The sequence below is a fragment of the Halorhabdus salina genome (assembly GCF_013839425.1).
GTDB lineage: Archaea > Halobacteriota > Halobacteria > Halobacteriales > Haloarculaceae > Halorhabdus > Halorhabdus salina.
Window position 1 is genome coordinate 382,682 of the sequence record NZ_JACDNP010000001.1, and the last position, 13,469, is coordinate 396,150.

A 13,469-nucleotide genomic window follows, 5' to 3' on the forward strand; every position below is an offset into this window, starting at 1 on the left:
GTCGTCGACCCGGACGGGGCCGATGTAATGGGCGAACGATTCGTTCAAACGGTCAATCGCCCGCGCTTTGGCGGACTCCTGCCGACCGCTGTCTGCCGAGAGGTTCTCGATCGCCTGGATCGCCTGTCCCTTCAGCAGGACCGGTGGGCCCTCAGCGGGCGCCTGGCCGTCGACTGGCGCGGTGTTGCCAGCAGTCCCAGCACTCGGCCCGGGCGAAATCGCCCCGGCGGGCACACTCGCCATGACCATCATTATTGCCGCTACGATCGCGAACAGTCCCGTCACGTCCCCACCATCGGACATAATTGCCGGCAATACGTGGCAATTAAATATGTCTTACTATACGAAAGATTCAGTGACTGTTTCCAAAGCGCTGCCCCGGGCCAACAGCCCTCGCCCAGGCGATCACCCGCACCGCCGGCCGGTCGCCGTCGCCGGCGACCAACCGTTTTTCACGCCCCCGCCCGTCACCGCCCCCATGCACAACGTGGACGCCGCGGGCCTGGGAATCGGCGACGCCCACCCACCCCGGATCATGGGTGTACTCAACGTCAGCCAGGAATCGCCGTACAAACCCAGCGTCTTCGACGACGCGGGCGAGGCCGCCGCCTACGTCGAGGACATGATCGAGGAGGGGGCCGATATCATCGACGTCGGCCTCGAATCGGCCAACAAACGCCTGGACGTGCTCTCCGCGGAGGAAGAACGCGAGCGTCTCGATACGGCGATCGAAACGATCGAATCCGTCGATGGCGAGGCCGTCTTCTCCATCGAGACTCGATACAGCGAGGTCGCCGACGAAGCACTCGCCCGCGGGTTCGACATGGTCAACGACATCTGTGGCTTTGCCGATCCCGAGATGCCGGACGTTACTGAAGCACACGCCGCCGCCGTCGTGAAGATGGCCAGCCCGCCCGACCTCGAACGGCCGGGTGCGGTCAGGGAGACGGACTGGACGAACCGCTGCGAGGAGGAGTGGGCAGCCGACGCCGACTACGTTGATCAGGTCTACGAAGCGCTCACGCAGAACGGCTTCACCGAGAAAACGATCGTCGATCCGGCCTTTGGCGGCTGGAGCGAGCACCAGACCATCGAAGACGATCGGGAGACGTTCCGGCGACTCGGTGAATTCCGGGGCCTGGACCGGCCGATGCTCGTCTCGATCAACCGCAAGAACTTCCTCCGGGAGATTGCGGGCCGCTCGACCGAGGAGGCGTTGCCGGTCAGCCTCGCGGCGACGGCACTGGCCGTCGAGCGTGGCGCGGACGTGATCCGCACCCACGACGTGAGCGAAACTCGGGATGCAGCGCTCGTCGGCCACGAACTGGGCGACAGCCCCCAGGAGTACGCGTAATGGACTTTTCGACCTGGGAACCGGTCTACGAGGCGATCCTCGCGGACTTTGGCTACGATCGCCCAGCCGACGAACGGGCGCGAGACCTGCTGGCGTCACTCGTTGCGGACGCGCCGACCGACCCCTACGACCCAGCACCCGACATGTTCGCCGGACAGACAGTGGCTATCGCCGGGGCTGGGCCGTCGCTTTCGACGGAACTCGAACCGATCGAATCGGCGGATGCCGTCATCGCTGCCTCGACGGCCGCCGATCAACTACTCGAGGTGGGCGTGTCCCCCGATATCGTCGTGACGGACCTTGACAAACACTCCGAGACAGTGCGGGAGTTGACAAGGTCTGGGATTCCTGTTGCCGTCCACGCCCACGGCGACAATATCGCCGCCGTCAAAGAGTCCGTCCCCACGTTCGACCTGGCGTGGGTGCTGCCGACAACCCAGGCCGAACCGGTCGATCCAGTCCGGAATTTCGGCGGCTTTACTGACGGCGATCGGGCCGCATTTCTCGCCGACGCACTCGGGGCCGACCGGCTCGTCTTTCCGGGGTGGGACTTCGACGATAGGACGGTCGGGATCGAAAAAGAGCGGAAGCTCGAGTGGGCCGAGCGATTGCTACACTGGCTCGAAGGCCGTCGCGACGAGAACTTCGATGTGCTCGATGGGAGACGCGACAGCAGCGAGCCGATCGAGCAGCAATGAAGAGCGGCCACGTGGATACCACTCCGGCCACACTCCGATCAGACCGGGGACGTCACTCGCGGTCAATCATGAGTCCACCCAGCGCACCGAGTGTCCCGAGGACAAACGGATAAGCAACGCAGAGGACGACCGTCTGAATGCGATCCGGGGCGAACGTCGCGATACCGTTGCCGGTCGATCGTGCGATCAGGAACGTCCCGACCAGCGCGACGGCGACGTAGCCCAACGCCATGGCCGCTCCGGTCAGGCCGGCATCGACGTACTCGTCCACATCTGAACGGACAACCGCCTGGAAGAGACCGCCGATAACCAACACGGAAACGACCGGAATCGAGAGATACACTACGATTGGGACGGCTGGTTCGGTCGCTTCCAGAACGAAATTGAACCGCCGCCCACCGGGGATGGTGACGTCCGCCGGCGCGGAAATGAGCCCATCGACGAACTGAGAGTTGTAGAAAATGTACGCGATCTGATCGAACCGTCCCGACAGCGACTGGGCGTCGATCGACGGTGGGCCAACGAAGAACAACGCGGCCATGAGCAGATAGCCAACCACGAACGACAGCGCCCCAGTAAGGATCCCTCTCCCCCACGAGAACGATCGTAACGGAGCAAGTCGCTCTTCGTCCAGAACGTCATCGACCGCTATCGACTGCGAGCCGGACTCGTCGGTGGAATCGTTTCGCGACACACCCACACACTCATCGAAGACCGTCAAAAAACCTCCGGCCCTCACTCCTCGCCGGATTCGAAGTCCAATGCCGCCGAGTTGATACAGTAGCGCTTGCCAGTCGGATCCGGTCCGTCATCGAAGACGTGGCCCAGGTGGCCACCGCACTCGCCACAGAGCACTTCCGTTCGTTCCATCCCATGACGAGTATCGACCTCCGTTTCGACGTTGCCCTCCTCGACCACATCGGTGAAACTCGGCCAGCCGTGGCCGGAATCGAACTGCGAGTCGGTGTCGAACAGTGCCGTGCCACAGCCGGCACAGCGGAAGACGCCGTCGTCGTCGACGTCAAGGTACTCGCCAGTGAACTTCGGTTCGGTGCCGCGTTCCCGGAGGATGTGGTACTCTTCTTCGGTCAGGATCTCCTGCCACTCCTCGTCTGACGCCGGGACGTCACTCGATTCTGTCGTCGATTCGTCCATAGTTACACCACGGCCTCCGTCGGTAAATGTCCACGGGAGTTGCTACAATTGCCGGCGGATCGTCGCCGCCGTCTCCGATCCCACACCGGGCACATCACGGAGCTCCTTCTCTGAGGCGTCGCGAATCCCCTCGACGCTGCCAAACCGTCTAAGAAGACGGGTCCGCAGTTCGGGGCCGACCCCCGGCACGCCGTCGAGTGCCGTCGAAACCTCGTCGCGAATGGTCTCGTGATACTGGACGGCAAACCGATGGGCCTCGTCACGGACGCGCTGGAGGAGCCGCAACTGCGGTGCATCGTCGTCCCACTCGACGGTGCGTTCGGGTGTGATCACGCGCTCGTCGGCCTTCGCCAGCGCAATAGCGGGAACGTCCCACCCTGCACTCTCCAACGCTTTGCGGGCCGCAGCCAGTTGTCCCTCCCCGCCGTCGATCAGTAAGAGATCGGGGTCCGATCTGTCGTCGCGACCGTCGACGGCCCGTTCAGCCCGCCAGGCGAGGAGTTCCTGCATTGCCGCGTAATCGTCGTTGCCCTCGGTGAGGTTTCGGCGGCGGTAGTCGGGTTTCTCGGGTGCTCCGTCGAGAAAGCAGACGTCGCTGCCGACGACGCCCGAGCCGCCAGTGTGGCTGACGTCGAAGCCTTCGATCCTGTCGGCCGCATCCAATTCGAGCGCCTCGGCCAGCGCTGCCGTCCCGTCCCGCGTGCCAGCGTTTCGTCGGGCGTTCTTCAGCGCGAGGTCGACCAGAGTCGCTTCCCGACCGGCACCCGGAACAGTCACGTCGACGCCAGCGTCGGCCAGCCACGTCTGGACCTCTCCGTCGGTGAGTCGGTCCGAGAGGAGTATCCGATCTGGCAATTCGCGTTCGGCGTAGTACTGGGGAACGAAGGCAGCAAGCACGTCGCCGCCGCGGCTGTCGGCAGGCGTCTCGACTTCGTGGCGCTCGCGATCGACCAGCGAGCCCTCAGCGCTGTGCAAGCGGGCGACAGTCGCCGACTCGCCTTCGAGGGCAACTGCGAGGACGTCCGTCCGCAGGCTCTCGTCCCGTACGACCGCACCGCCGGTCCCCTCGTGGAACGATTCGACGACCGAGAGGCGATCCCGGAGGTTCGCCGCCCGTTCGAAGGCCGCGCTCTCGGCGGCCCGGTCCATCTCCTCGCGGATCGGCTCGGCCAGGACGCCCGTTTCGCCCCCGAAAAAGCGGCGGATTGCCTCGACGTCGGCGCGATAGGACTCGCCGTCGATCTCGCCCGTACAGGGGGCCGAACAGAGACCGATGTCGTAGTCGAGACAGGGGCGATCCCGCCCGGCGTACTTGTGATCCGAACAGCCCCGCAGTCTGTACGTCTCGCGGATCGCCTTGAGGACCGTTTCGAGGTGCCCTTTGTCGGTGAACGGGCCGAAGACGTCTGCGCCCTCGGCAGGATCGCGAGTGATCTCGATCCGCGGTGCCGGGTGGTCGGTCAGTTGCACCAGGGGGTAGGACTTGTCGTCGCGCAAGCGGACGTTGTACCTGGGCTGGTGGCGCTTGATCAGGTTCGCCTCTAAGAGCAGCGCCTGGGTCTCCGTGTCAGTGACGACGACGTCGATGTCGACAGCGCGCTCGACCATCTGCCGGATGCGCTGGTTCCGGGGCCCGGTCGGAGCGGCGCTGGGTTCGGACGCCTTGGAGCCGTCGTCGCCCGGGTCGGCGTACGATCGGACGCGATCCCGGACGGAAACGGCCTTGCCGACGTAGAGGACAGTCTCGTCGGCTGCTTCGAACTGGTAGATACCAGGCTTGGCCGGGAGATCGGCGGCCAGGTCACGGACTGCCTCAGCGTCCATTCACTGGTGGTTGTCGCTTGAGCGTGTTGAACGTAGCGTCCGCGGTCGCGATCACGCTCATAATCAGACCCAGCAAAAGCGAACAGGTCCGGCTGATGGGCTCACTCGAAGGGGTTCCAGGACTCCCCGAGAAACCCAGACGATCGCTCAGCTGGCACGCCGTCGGGCAAGATCGCCGTCCGGACACGTTCGACAGCGTCCTCGGCGTCCTCGGGGACGGCCACGTGGATGTCGTCGTCGCCGGCGACTTCGATGACGAGGTGGCGCTCGCGCGTCCAGGCGTACACGCCGAGGGGCACGATCGCAAAGACGAGCAACAGCGCGCCAAAGAGGCGCATGTAGTAATCGAGCTGGCCGATCAGCGAGATCATGCCTTCCACCATGCCCAGGACGTTCCCGATGCCGAGTTCCTGGGTGCCCCCACCAGTGAGTGAGATACCACCCATGATCGCACTGAAGTCGACGACCAGACCGATCCCCAGCAACAGGACGCCGTAGAGTCCAGCACGGACGCCCATCGCCAGGAAGTTCGATTCGGCTGTCGTCGTGATCGCCGCACCAGAGACGTTCGGTCGTTTGACCTCCCGGAAGTTCTTGCCCTCCAGTTGTGGCGTAAACGCCAGCACGCGGTGACTGGTCACGATCACGGCCGCGTCGCCGAGATCGACCCGTTCCTCGACGTCTTCGCCCTCGTAGAGCAGGTCCTCGACTCGATCACTCCAGGCGTCCATCGAGTTGACGTACGCGACCGGATCTCAAGAAGCCTCGGGCCGACGCGCCGTCGGCCGAGGGTGACCGCGCGTCGGAGGATACAACCCGGCGGAACGGTAATAGAGGCGCATGACCGAGGAGGTTCGGTGCTGGCTGGTCGAACGGGACTTCTACGACGAAGACCTCGTGACGCTCGTGTACGCGACGCCGGATGGGCACCGTCACGTCACTCAGCAGCGCTCGACGGCACTACTGATGAAGGAAGCGGTCACCGCCGCGATCGACGTCGACCCCGATCGTCTGTCGGCCGTCGCCGAGGACGAACGCGAACGATACGCCCGGGAAGCCGAGCGAATGGCCGGCTCACACGATCCCGACGAAGTCGTGTAGTTCGCTGCCAGCGATGGCGGCCTCACAGGTAGCTCAAAGACTCGTTTGACCGTCCGTGAGTTTTTGGGGGATGCCGATCGAGGCTGTGAATATGCCCTCCAATTGGTCCGTCCGATTGCCTGCCGGGGCGATGGGAATCTCGCCCGGACAGATGCTGCTTGGCATCGCGTTCTGGGGTGCGATTGCGCTCCCGATCGGGTACCTGCCGTTGCTGGCGCTTGGCGAACTCTCGGCGAGCCAGGCCGGCGCGGTGATCGCCGTCAACGTCGCGTGTCTCGTGGTCGGCCATCGATACGATCCCGGCGGTGGCGTGTGGTCGCCGTCGTGGGAGCGGCTGTTCCCGGAGGAGAGGTTTCAATGAGCGCGACAACAGAGACTGCCAGTGACAGCAAGCGGCGGCGCTTCCGAGAGTACCTCCGCGAGCGGACGGCCGACGGGGAGTGCTATCTCAAGAGTAAATTCGTCGCCGAGGATCTGGACCTCTCGACGCGGGAGATCGGGCAACTGTTCGCCGATCTTCGCGAGAACGCCACCGACCTGAACGTCGAACGCTGGGCGTACTCAAACGCGACGACCTGGCGAGTCAGCCGAGCGTGACTGGGAATGGCCCCGTCCGCCCATTCGATTCCCAGCGCCTAAATCGATAGTATGGTGAACCTGTGTCAGGGCACACTGGACTTCAGCCGGTGAAGTCGACCGACTATTTATAAGATATGTGGAGGAGTAAGGACGGTCGCTATGGCAGCTATCGAAACGAACGGATTACATAAACGATACGGTGGAGATATCCTTGCACTCGACGGCATCGACCTCCACGTCGAGGAGGGTGAAGTCTTCGGCTTTCTCGGGCCAAACGGCGCGGGCAAGTCCACGACGATCAACATCCTGCTTGATTTCGTCCGCCCAACAGAGGGCTCGGCGACGGTGCTGGGCATGGACGCCCAGGCCGATTCCCAGTCGATCCGACAGCGGACAGGCGTCCTCCCGGAAGGCTATCAGGTGTACGACCGCCTGACTGGCCGGCAACACGTCCAGTTCGTGATCGACTCGAAAGACGTCACGGCGGACCCCGACGCATTGCTGGAACGAGTCGGCATCCCCGAGGCCGGAGACCGGACGGCCGGGGGCTACTCGAAAGGGATGAAACAGCGACTGACCCTGGCGATGGCCCTAGTCGGCCAGCCCGATCTACTGATCCTCGACGAACCGTCGACGGGGCTCGATCCCGCCGGAGCGAGAGAGATCCGCGAAATCGTCACGGAAGAGGCCGACCGCGGTGCGACCGTCTTCTTCTCCAGTCACATCCTCGAACAGGTCGAAGCTGTCTGCGACCGGGTGGGAATCCTCCGGGCGGGCGAACTCGTTGCCGTCGACTCCATCGAGGGACTCCGGGAGGCGGCCGGTGACGGCGCAACCCTACGGGTCGAACTCGCTACAGTCACCGACAACGCGATCGAGATCGTCGAGGGCGTCCCGGGCGTCACAGATGTGACACAGCGTGACGGCGGTCTAACTGTCTCAGTTGGCGACGGATCGAAGACAGCAGTGCTCTCGGCCCTGGAGGATGCCGGTCACGAAGTGACTGACTTCCGGACGGAAGAGACCTCACTCGAAGAGATTTTCATGAGCTACACGGAGGGCTCGCGATGAGTACACTCGCTGTCGCCAAAAAGGACTTTCAGGATGCGCTGCGCTCGCGGGCGCTTTGGGGGCTGTCAGTACTGTTCATTCTCCTCTCGTTGTTCATCGCCTACGCGTTCGCGGAGTTCACGACGGAGATGGGCATCGAAGAGCAGACTGCCGAGGGCCTGGCGTACTTCCTCGCCAGCCAGATCGGGCTGTTCGTCTCGGTCACAGCCATCGTCATCGCCTACAAGGCCATTGCGGGCGAGCGCGAGAGTGGCTCGATCAAGATTCTCCTGTCGCTACCGCACACGCGTCGAGATGTCCTGCTCGGCAAGGTGCTCGGTCGTAGTGCGACCTTGGCCGTTCCCACGCTCATCGGCCTTGCCGCCGGAGCAGCCCTCGGAAGCGTATTGATGGGCGAGTTCGCCGTCGTCGCTCTCGGGGCGTTACTGGCCATGTCGCTGCTGTTCGTGGTGACCTACATTAGCATCGTCGTCGGCCTCTCGGCGTTGACGGGGTCGACATCGCGAGCCTCGATGCTGACGATCGGATATTTCCTCGTCTTCGAGTTCCTGTGGGGTGCCGTCAGCTTCGGGGTCGTCTGGCTCATGAACGGGTTCTCGCTGCCCAGCGAGATGCCGAACTGGGTCTTCCTCGTCAATCAAGTACCGCCCAGTGCGGCGTTCACGACCGGGCTCACCGCGCTCATGCCCGGTGACATCCCAGCGGCCACCGATCCTGACTTCCAGGCGTTCTACGCCACGCCATGGCTCGGTCTCGTCATCCTGGCGTTCTGGCTGGTCGTCCCCCTGGCGATCGGTTACTGGCGGTTCTCGAAGGCAGATATCTGAGCAAATCGACGGACTCGACAGCCCGTAACGACAAGGATTATGCCGGCCGCCCCGGAACCGCGGGGCATGGTCGCCATTGACCTTACCGACGTCACCAAGACATATGGTGGCGTCACCGCCCTCCAAGGAGTCGACCTGACCGTCGAGTCAGGCGAGGTGTTTGGCTTTCTCGGCCCGAACGGGGCCGGAAAATCCACGACGATCGACATCCTGCTCGATCACGCCCGCCCGACGGCCGGCCAGGCGCGTGTCCTCGGGATGGACGCCCAGAGCGAAACAGTCGCCGTCCGGGAACGAACCGGCGTCCTCCCCGAACGATTCGGGCCACTCGGCGAGATGACCGGCCGCCAACACGTCGAATTTACGATCGAGGCGAAGGACGCCAACGACGATCCCGACGCTATCATGGAGCGCACCGGGATCGCCCACGCCGCCGACCGGCCCGCCAGCGGCTACTCGAAGGGAATGACCCAGCGGCTGATGCTGGGGATGGCACTGGTCGACGACCCCGACCTGTTGATCCTCGACGAGCCGACAACGGGACTGGACCCCAACGGCGCACGACAGATGCGCGAGATTGTCCACGAAGAGGCCGATCGCGGGGCAACGGTGTTCTTCTCGAGCCATATCCTCGAACAGGTCGAAGCGGTCTGTGATCGGGTCGGCATCCTCGACCAGGGGACACTCGTCGCCGTCGACTCTATCGACGGCCTCCGAGAAGCGGCCGGCACCACCGGCGAGATGGCCGTGACACTGGACGCGATACCCGAGGGACTGATCGCCGATATCGAGGCCATCGATGGAGTCTCGTCGGCCCGAACGGATGGAGACAGCGTGATCGCCGGCTGTGAGAACCCCGCCAAGGGCGAAGTGGTGCGGGTCACACAGCAGGCAGGCGCGACCGTCGAGAACATTGAGACCAGCGAGGCGAGCCTGGAAGATCTCTTTGCCGCCTACACGGGGGGTGCCTGAGATGCGCTGGCTCCAGATCGCCCGCAAGGACTTCGACGATTCGCGTCGTGAACGGCAGTTGTACTACCTGCTCGGACTGCTGGGACTCGTTGGCCTCGGCATCGGCTACGTCGTCGGTGACAACAGCAGCAGTAGCATGGCTGCATCGGAGGTGCTGCCGTTGTTCCTGCTCAACGTGTTTGGCTTTATCGCGCCGATCGTAGCGTTGACGATCAGCCAGAGTGACATCGTCGGTAAACGGGCGACCGGCGAACTGTCGGTCCTGTTGAGCCTGCCGTTCTCGCGGCACACGATCGTCCTCGGGAGTTTTCTCGGTCGCATTGCCGTCCTGACAGCTGTCCTTGTGCCCGCGTTCGTCCTGGCGTCGGTGCTGTCGACGGCGATGGGTGCACCACTGGACGTCGCCCTCCTCGCGACGACCTTCCTGCTGATCTGGACGGTAGGAGTCGTGTTCACGGCGATCGCCCTTGGCCTTTCGACGCTGACCCGCTCGACGTCGATCGCCGCTGGCGGTTCGTTCGGTATCTTCCTATTGTTCGTCTTCCAGCTGTGGTCGGTGATCCCCACCGGCATCCGATACCTGCTCGGTGGCCTCTCGATGCCCTCCGGCCCGAAACCGGAGTGGGCAGCCGCATTCATCCAGCTGTCGCCGTTCACTGGCATTCGAAACCTGGCCCATCCGATCGCTCCGGAACTGCTCAGGAACTTTCCGCTCGCGCTGGGATCCGTCGGCGAAAGCGTCCCGTGGTACCAGGAGCCAGTCTTTGCCGGCTTCGTCGTCCTCGCGTGGATCGTCCTGCCGCTCGCGATCGGCTACTGGCGGTTCCAGACGACTGATCTCTGAGAGGACGCGATCGAAAATTACCGACCGATCGTTCCCTGCCTGGTAATCGGGGCGTCGGGGTTAATCTCAAACGCGACGAGCAACGAGTCTTCTCGGGCAGTGACTGTCGTCGTACCCTCGACGAGCAGGCCGCTCTCGGCTTCCTCGAAGGTCATATCCCCAGCAGTGACGGCCCCGTCGAAGACGTAAAAATACGTGTCCCACCCGGGTTCGGTCGGCACGTCGATGCGGTCGCCCGCTTCCAGATGCGTGTCATAGAAGTGGACCTCGTTGCGGACGAAAAGCGGCGCGGCCGATCCCTCGGGACCGAAAAGGTGTCGCCACTCGCCCTCGACGGGGTCGGGGATGGATACGTGCTGGATGTCCGGCTCGAGATCGAGGCTGTGCGGCCGGACGAAGATCTGGAGCATCCGCAGCGGCGGGTCGTCGGCGAGGGTACGCTCCTCGTGCCAGAAGCCGCTGCCGGCGTTCATCACCATCATGTGCTCGGCGTCGGTCACGAGCTTGTTACCCTCGCCGTCGTCGTGGCGCATCACGCCCGTAGGAACCCAGGAGATGATCTCCTCGTTTCGATGCTGGTGCATCCGAATGAGTGTGTCCGGGTCCATGAACGACTCGACGACGGTCGCCAGGGGGCCGTACCCGTGGTCGTCGTGGTCCGGCAGGTTCCGGCCAGGGAAGTTGAAATGTGTTCGGAACTTGCCCTGGTTCTGTGAAACGTCAGTACGTGTGGCTTTATAGAGGGTGTTCGTCGATTCGAGACTCATTGTAGACTGTATTCGGGCTGGACGGGTATAGGGGCGAGGGAGGCGTCAAAACGCGTCGTGTGGGCGATGAGAGGGGCTGTTGACGATCCCCTGCGGTGCCCGCTCACTCAAGGACGTCGCGCGCTTCGAGCTCCGACTCGAACTCACCCTCGTCGATGATCGGAACGTCGTTGTCTTCGGCGTCGTCGCGCTTGCGCTGGCCCGGATTTTCGCCGACGACGAGGTAATCGGTATTGCCCGAGACGCTGCTCGTTGCTGATCCGCCGTGGGTTTCGACGATTTCCTGGGCCTCACTGCGGGTGTAGTCTTCGAGCGAGCCCGTGAAGACGAACGTCAGCCCATCGAGTTCGTCACCACCCTCGACCTCGTAGGGCTGAGGATCGACGTGCTCGAGCAGACGTTCGATCGCCTCGTAGTTGCGCTCGCTCTCGAAAAACTCCCGGATGTCGTCGGCAACGTTCGGTCCGATATCGTCGACGGCCTGTAGGTGCTCGCGGTCGGCGTTCATCACGGCCTCGAAGGTCTCGAACTTGCGAGCCAGCGCAGTCGCCGTCGCGCCGCCGACCGAGGGAATGTTCAGCGCGGCGAGGAAATCGTCGACCGGTGGCTCGGTGCTCGCCGCAAGTTCGTCTTGCAAATTAGCGACCGACTGCATTCCCCACCCCTCCAGGGAGGTGAGGTCGAGCTGTCCGAGTTCGTAGAGATCGGCCAGTTCCTCGACGAGCCCAGCGTCGAGGAGTTGCTGGATGCGTTCCTCGCCTAGGCCCTCGATGTCCAGGCCGTCGCGACTGGCGTAGTGGACGATCGCCCGTTCGAGTTGGGCTGGACAGGCCAGCCCGCCGGTACAGAACGCGAGTGGGCCGTCCCGCTCGACGGGACTGTCACAGACAGGGCAGCTCTCGGGAAAGTCGACGGTGCCCTTGCTCGCCGCCTCGATGACCTCGGCGACCTCCGGGATGACGTCACCGGCTCGCTTTACGCGCACTTCGTCGCCGACACCGACGCCCAGGCGTTCGATCTCGGCGGGGTTGTGTAGTGAGGCCCGTGAGACGGTCACGCCGCCGACTTCGACGGGATCCATGAGTGCGACTGGGGTCAGCCGGCCTGTCCGGCCGACCTGCACGACGACATCCCGGACGGTCGTGCGCTCGCTGCGGGCCGGGAACTTGTAGGCGAAGGCCCACCGCGGCGCGCGGGCGGTCGACCCCAGCGCCTCACAGGCCGCACGGTCGTCGAGTTTGAACACGACGCCGTCAATCTCGAAGGGGAGGTCGTCTCGCTCTGCAAGCAGCCGGTCGCGGTAGTCGATCGCGGCGTCGATCGAATCGGCTTTCTCGGCAAGGTCGGTAACGCGCAGCCCCCACTCGGGCAGACGTTCGTACACCTCGCTGTTGGTCGCGAACTCCACACTCGCATCCAGCACGCCAAAGAAGAAGATCGCGAGCGGGCGCTCGGCCGTGACCGATGGATCGAGTTGCCGGAGCGTGCCGGCGGCCGCATTCCGGGGGTTGGCGAACGGGTCGTCGCCGCGCTCGATGCGCTCGCGGTTGTACGCCTGGAAGTCTTCGGTCGGCATGAACACCTCGCCACGGACCGCGAGGGTGTCCGGATAGTCGCCGCGTAATCGTTCCGGGACGCTCGGGATCGTTCGGACGTTCTCGGTGACGTCCTCGCCGACCTCGCCGTCGCCGCGGGTGGCCGCCCGCTGGTAGATGCCATCCTCGTAAACGACTTCCACCGACAGGCCATCGAATTTGGGCTCACAGAAGTAGGTCCGTTCGTCGGGATCGAAGCCCGCGTCGGCGAGCCCTCGAGCGACGCGATCGTCGAACTCCTGGACCTCTCCCTTCTCGCCGCCCTGGTCGATCGACTGCATGGGTGCGACGTGCTCGACGGATTCGAGTTCGTCCAGCGGTTCGCCGCCGACGCGCTGGGTCGGGCTGTTCTCGCGATCCAGATCGAACGTGTCTTCGAGGTCTTGCAAGCGGGCAAAGAGGGTGTCGTAGGTCCGGTCGCCGATCACGGGATCGTTCTCGACGTAATAGCGGTGGTCGTGATATCTGATGGCGTCGCGTAACTGTTCGGCCTGTTCGCGGGCGGTATCGAGATTGAGATCCGCCACTGGTTCGAACTCTGTCGGCGGGTCCGCGACGTAGGGGTTGTCCGCGGGGGCGTCGGCTGTCATTGCTCACCTCTCGCGGCCGCTCCCTCTTTGCAGGTTCGATGGGCGTCCATCGAGCCCTGAACGGGCGTCTGAAACCGAGTGTCCGATCGAAG

14 protein-coding genes and 1 pseudogene are annotated in these 13,469 nt (G+C 64.0%); 9 read left to right on the forward strand and 6 right to left on the reverse strand.

Going from position 1 to position 13,469, the window contains the following annotated elements; translation table 11 throughout:
• Positions 1–478 precede the first annotated feature (478 nt).
• Together folP and HZR20_RS01925 are read left to right on the forward strand one after the other, a co-directional pair.
• Positions 479–1,318, forward strand: a pseudogene (gene folP / locus HZR20_RS01920) (dihydropteroate synthase); the annotation flags it as partial.
• 35 nt (positions 1,319–1,353) lie between these two features.
• The gene (locus HZR20_RS01925) at positions 1,354–2,052 is read left to right on the forward strand and encodes a 6-hydroxymethylpterin diphosphokinase MptE-like protein (protein WP_181684911.1); all 699 of its coding nucleotides are present in this window, start codon (positions 1,354–1,356) and stop codon (positions 2,050–2,052) included.
• Between the two features lie 52 nt (positions 2,053–2,104).
• Here HZR20_RS01925 and HZR20_RS01930 read toward each other — a convergent pair whose 3' ends face one another.
• The 4 genes from HZR20_RS01930 to HZR20_RS01945 all read right to left on the reverse strand — a co-directional run bounded on the left by HZR20_RS01930 (position 2,105) and on the right by HZR20_RS01945 (position 5,762).
• Positions 2,105–2,746 carry a hypothetical protein gene (locus HZR20_RS01930; RefSeq protein WP_181684912.1) on the reverse strand — a complete coding sequence of 214 codons (642 nt, stop codon included), beginning with the start codon at positions 2,744–2,746 and terminating at the stop codon, positions 2,105–2,107.
• Positions 2,747–2,787: 41 nt separating this feature from the next.
• Positions 2,788–3,207 (reverse strand): peptide-methionine (R)-S-oxide reductase MsrB, encoded by a 420-nt coding sequence (gene msrB, locus HZR20_RS01935; RefSeq protein ID WP_181684913.1) that lies wholly within the window; start codon positions 3,205–3,207, stop codon positions 2,788–2,790.
• Positions 3,208–3,249: 42 nt separating this feature from the next.
• Positions 3,250–5,031 (reverse strand): excinuclease ABC subunit C, encoded by a 1,782-nt coding sequence (locus tag HZR20_RS01940; RefSeq protein WP_181684914.1) that lies wholly within the window; start codon positions 5,029–5,031, stop codon positions 3,250–3,252.
• Positions 5,032–5,132: 101 nt separating this feature from the next.
• Positions 5,133–5,762 (reverse strand): hypothetical protein, encoded by a 630-nt coding sequence (locus HZR20_RS01945; protein ID WP_181684915.1) that lies wholly within the window; start codon positions 5,760–5,762, stop codon positions 5,133–5,135.
• 109 nt (positions 5,763–5,871) lie between these two features.
• Here HZR20_RS01945 and HZR20_RS01950 point away from each other — a divergent pair, with 109 nt between their 5' ends.
• From HZR20_RS01950 to HZR20_RS01980, 7 genes are all read left to right on the forward strand, one after another.
• Positions 5,872–6,132, forward strand: a complete 261-nt coding sequence (locus tag HZR20_RS01950; RefSeq protein ID WP_181684916.1) for a hypothetical protein — start codon at positions 5,872–5,874, stop codon at positions 6,130–6,132.
• A 70-nt stretch (positions 6,133–6,202) separates the two neighbouring features.
• Positions 6,203–6,493 (forward strand): hypothetical protein, encoded by a 291-nt coding sequence (locus HZR20_RS01955; RefSeq protein WP_220132604.1) that lies wholly within the window; start codon positions 6,203–6,205, stop codon positions 6,491–6,493.
• Entirely contained in the window at positions 6,490–6,729 is a 240-nt protein-coding gene (locus HZR20_RS01960; RefSeq protein WP_181684918.1) for a DUF7123 family protein, read from the forward strand. The genes HZR20_RS01955 and HZR20_RS01960 overlap by 4 nt, the downstream gene beginning before the upstream one ends.
• Before the next feature lie 141 nt (positions 6,730–6,870).
• The gene (locus tag HZR20_RS01965) at positions 6,871–7,782 is read left to right on the forward strand and encodes an ABC transporter ATP-binding protein (protein WP_181684919.1); all 912 of its coding nucleotides are present in this window, start codon (positions 6,871–6,873) and stop codon (positions 7,780–7,782) included.
• Positions 7,779–8,609 carry an ABC transporter permease gene (locus HZR20_RS01970; protein ID WP_181684920.1) on the forward strand — a complete coding sequence of 277 codons (831 nt, stop codon included), beginning with the start codon at positions 7,779–7,781 and terminating at the stop codon, positions 8,607–8,609. Before HZR20_RS01965 ends, HZR20_RS01970 begins: the two co-directional genes overlap by 4 nt.
• A 66-nt stretch (positions 8,610–8,675) precedes the next feature.
• Positions 8,676–9,581, forward strand: coding sequence for an ABC transporter ATP-binding protein (locus HZR20_RS01975; protein ID WP_181684921.1), 906 nt, complete (start codon positions 8,676–8,678; stop codon positions 9,579–9,581).
• Between the two features lies 1 nt (position 9,582).
• The gene (locus tag HZR20_RS01980; protein ID WP_181684922.1) at positions 9,583–10,425 is read left to right on the forward strand and encodes an ABC transporter permease subunit; all 843 of its coding nucleotides are present in this window, start codon (positions 9,583–9,585) and stop codon (positions 10,423–10,425) included.
• A gap of 17 nt (positions 10,426–10,442) precedes the next feature.
• Here the strand turns inward: HZR20_RS01980 and HZR20_RS01985 are convergent, their stop codons facing one another.
• Both HZR20_RS01985 and ligA read right to left on the reverse strand, forming a co-directional pair.
• Positions 10,443–11,192 carry a pirin family protein gene (locus HZR20_RS01985; protein WP_181684923.1) on the reverse strand — a complete coding sequence of 250 codons (750 nt, stop codon included), beginning with the start codon at positions 11,190–11,192 and terminating at the stop codon, positions 10,443–10,445.
• Positions 11,193–11,295: 103 nt separating this feature from the next.
• Entirely contained in the window at positions 11,296–13,377 is a 2,082-nt protein-coding gene (gene ligA, locus HZR20_RS01990; protein ID WP_181684924.1) for an NAD-dependent DNA ligase LigA, read from the reverse strand.
• Positions 13,378–13,469 lie beyond the last annotated feature (92 nt).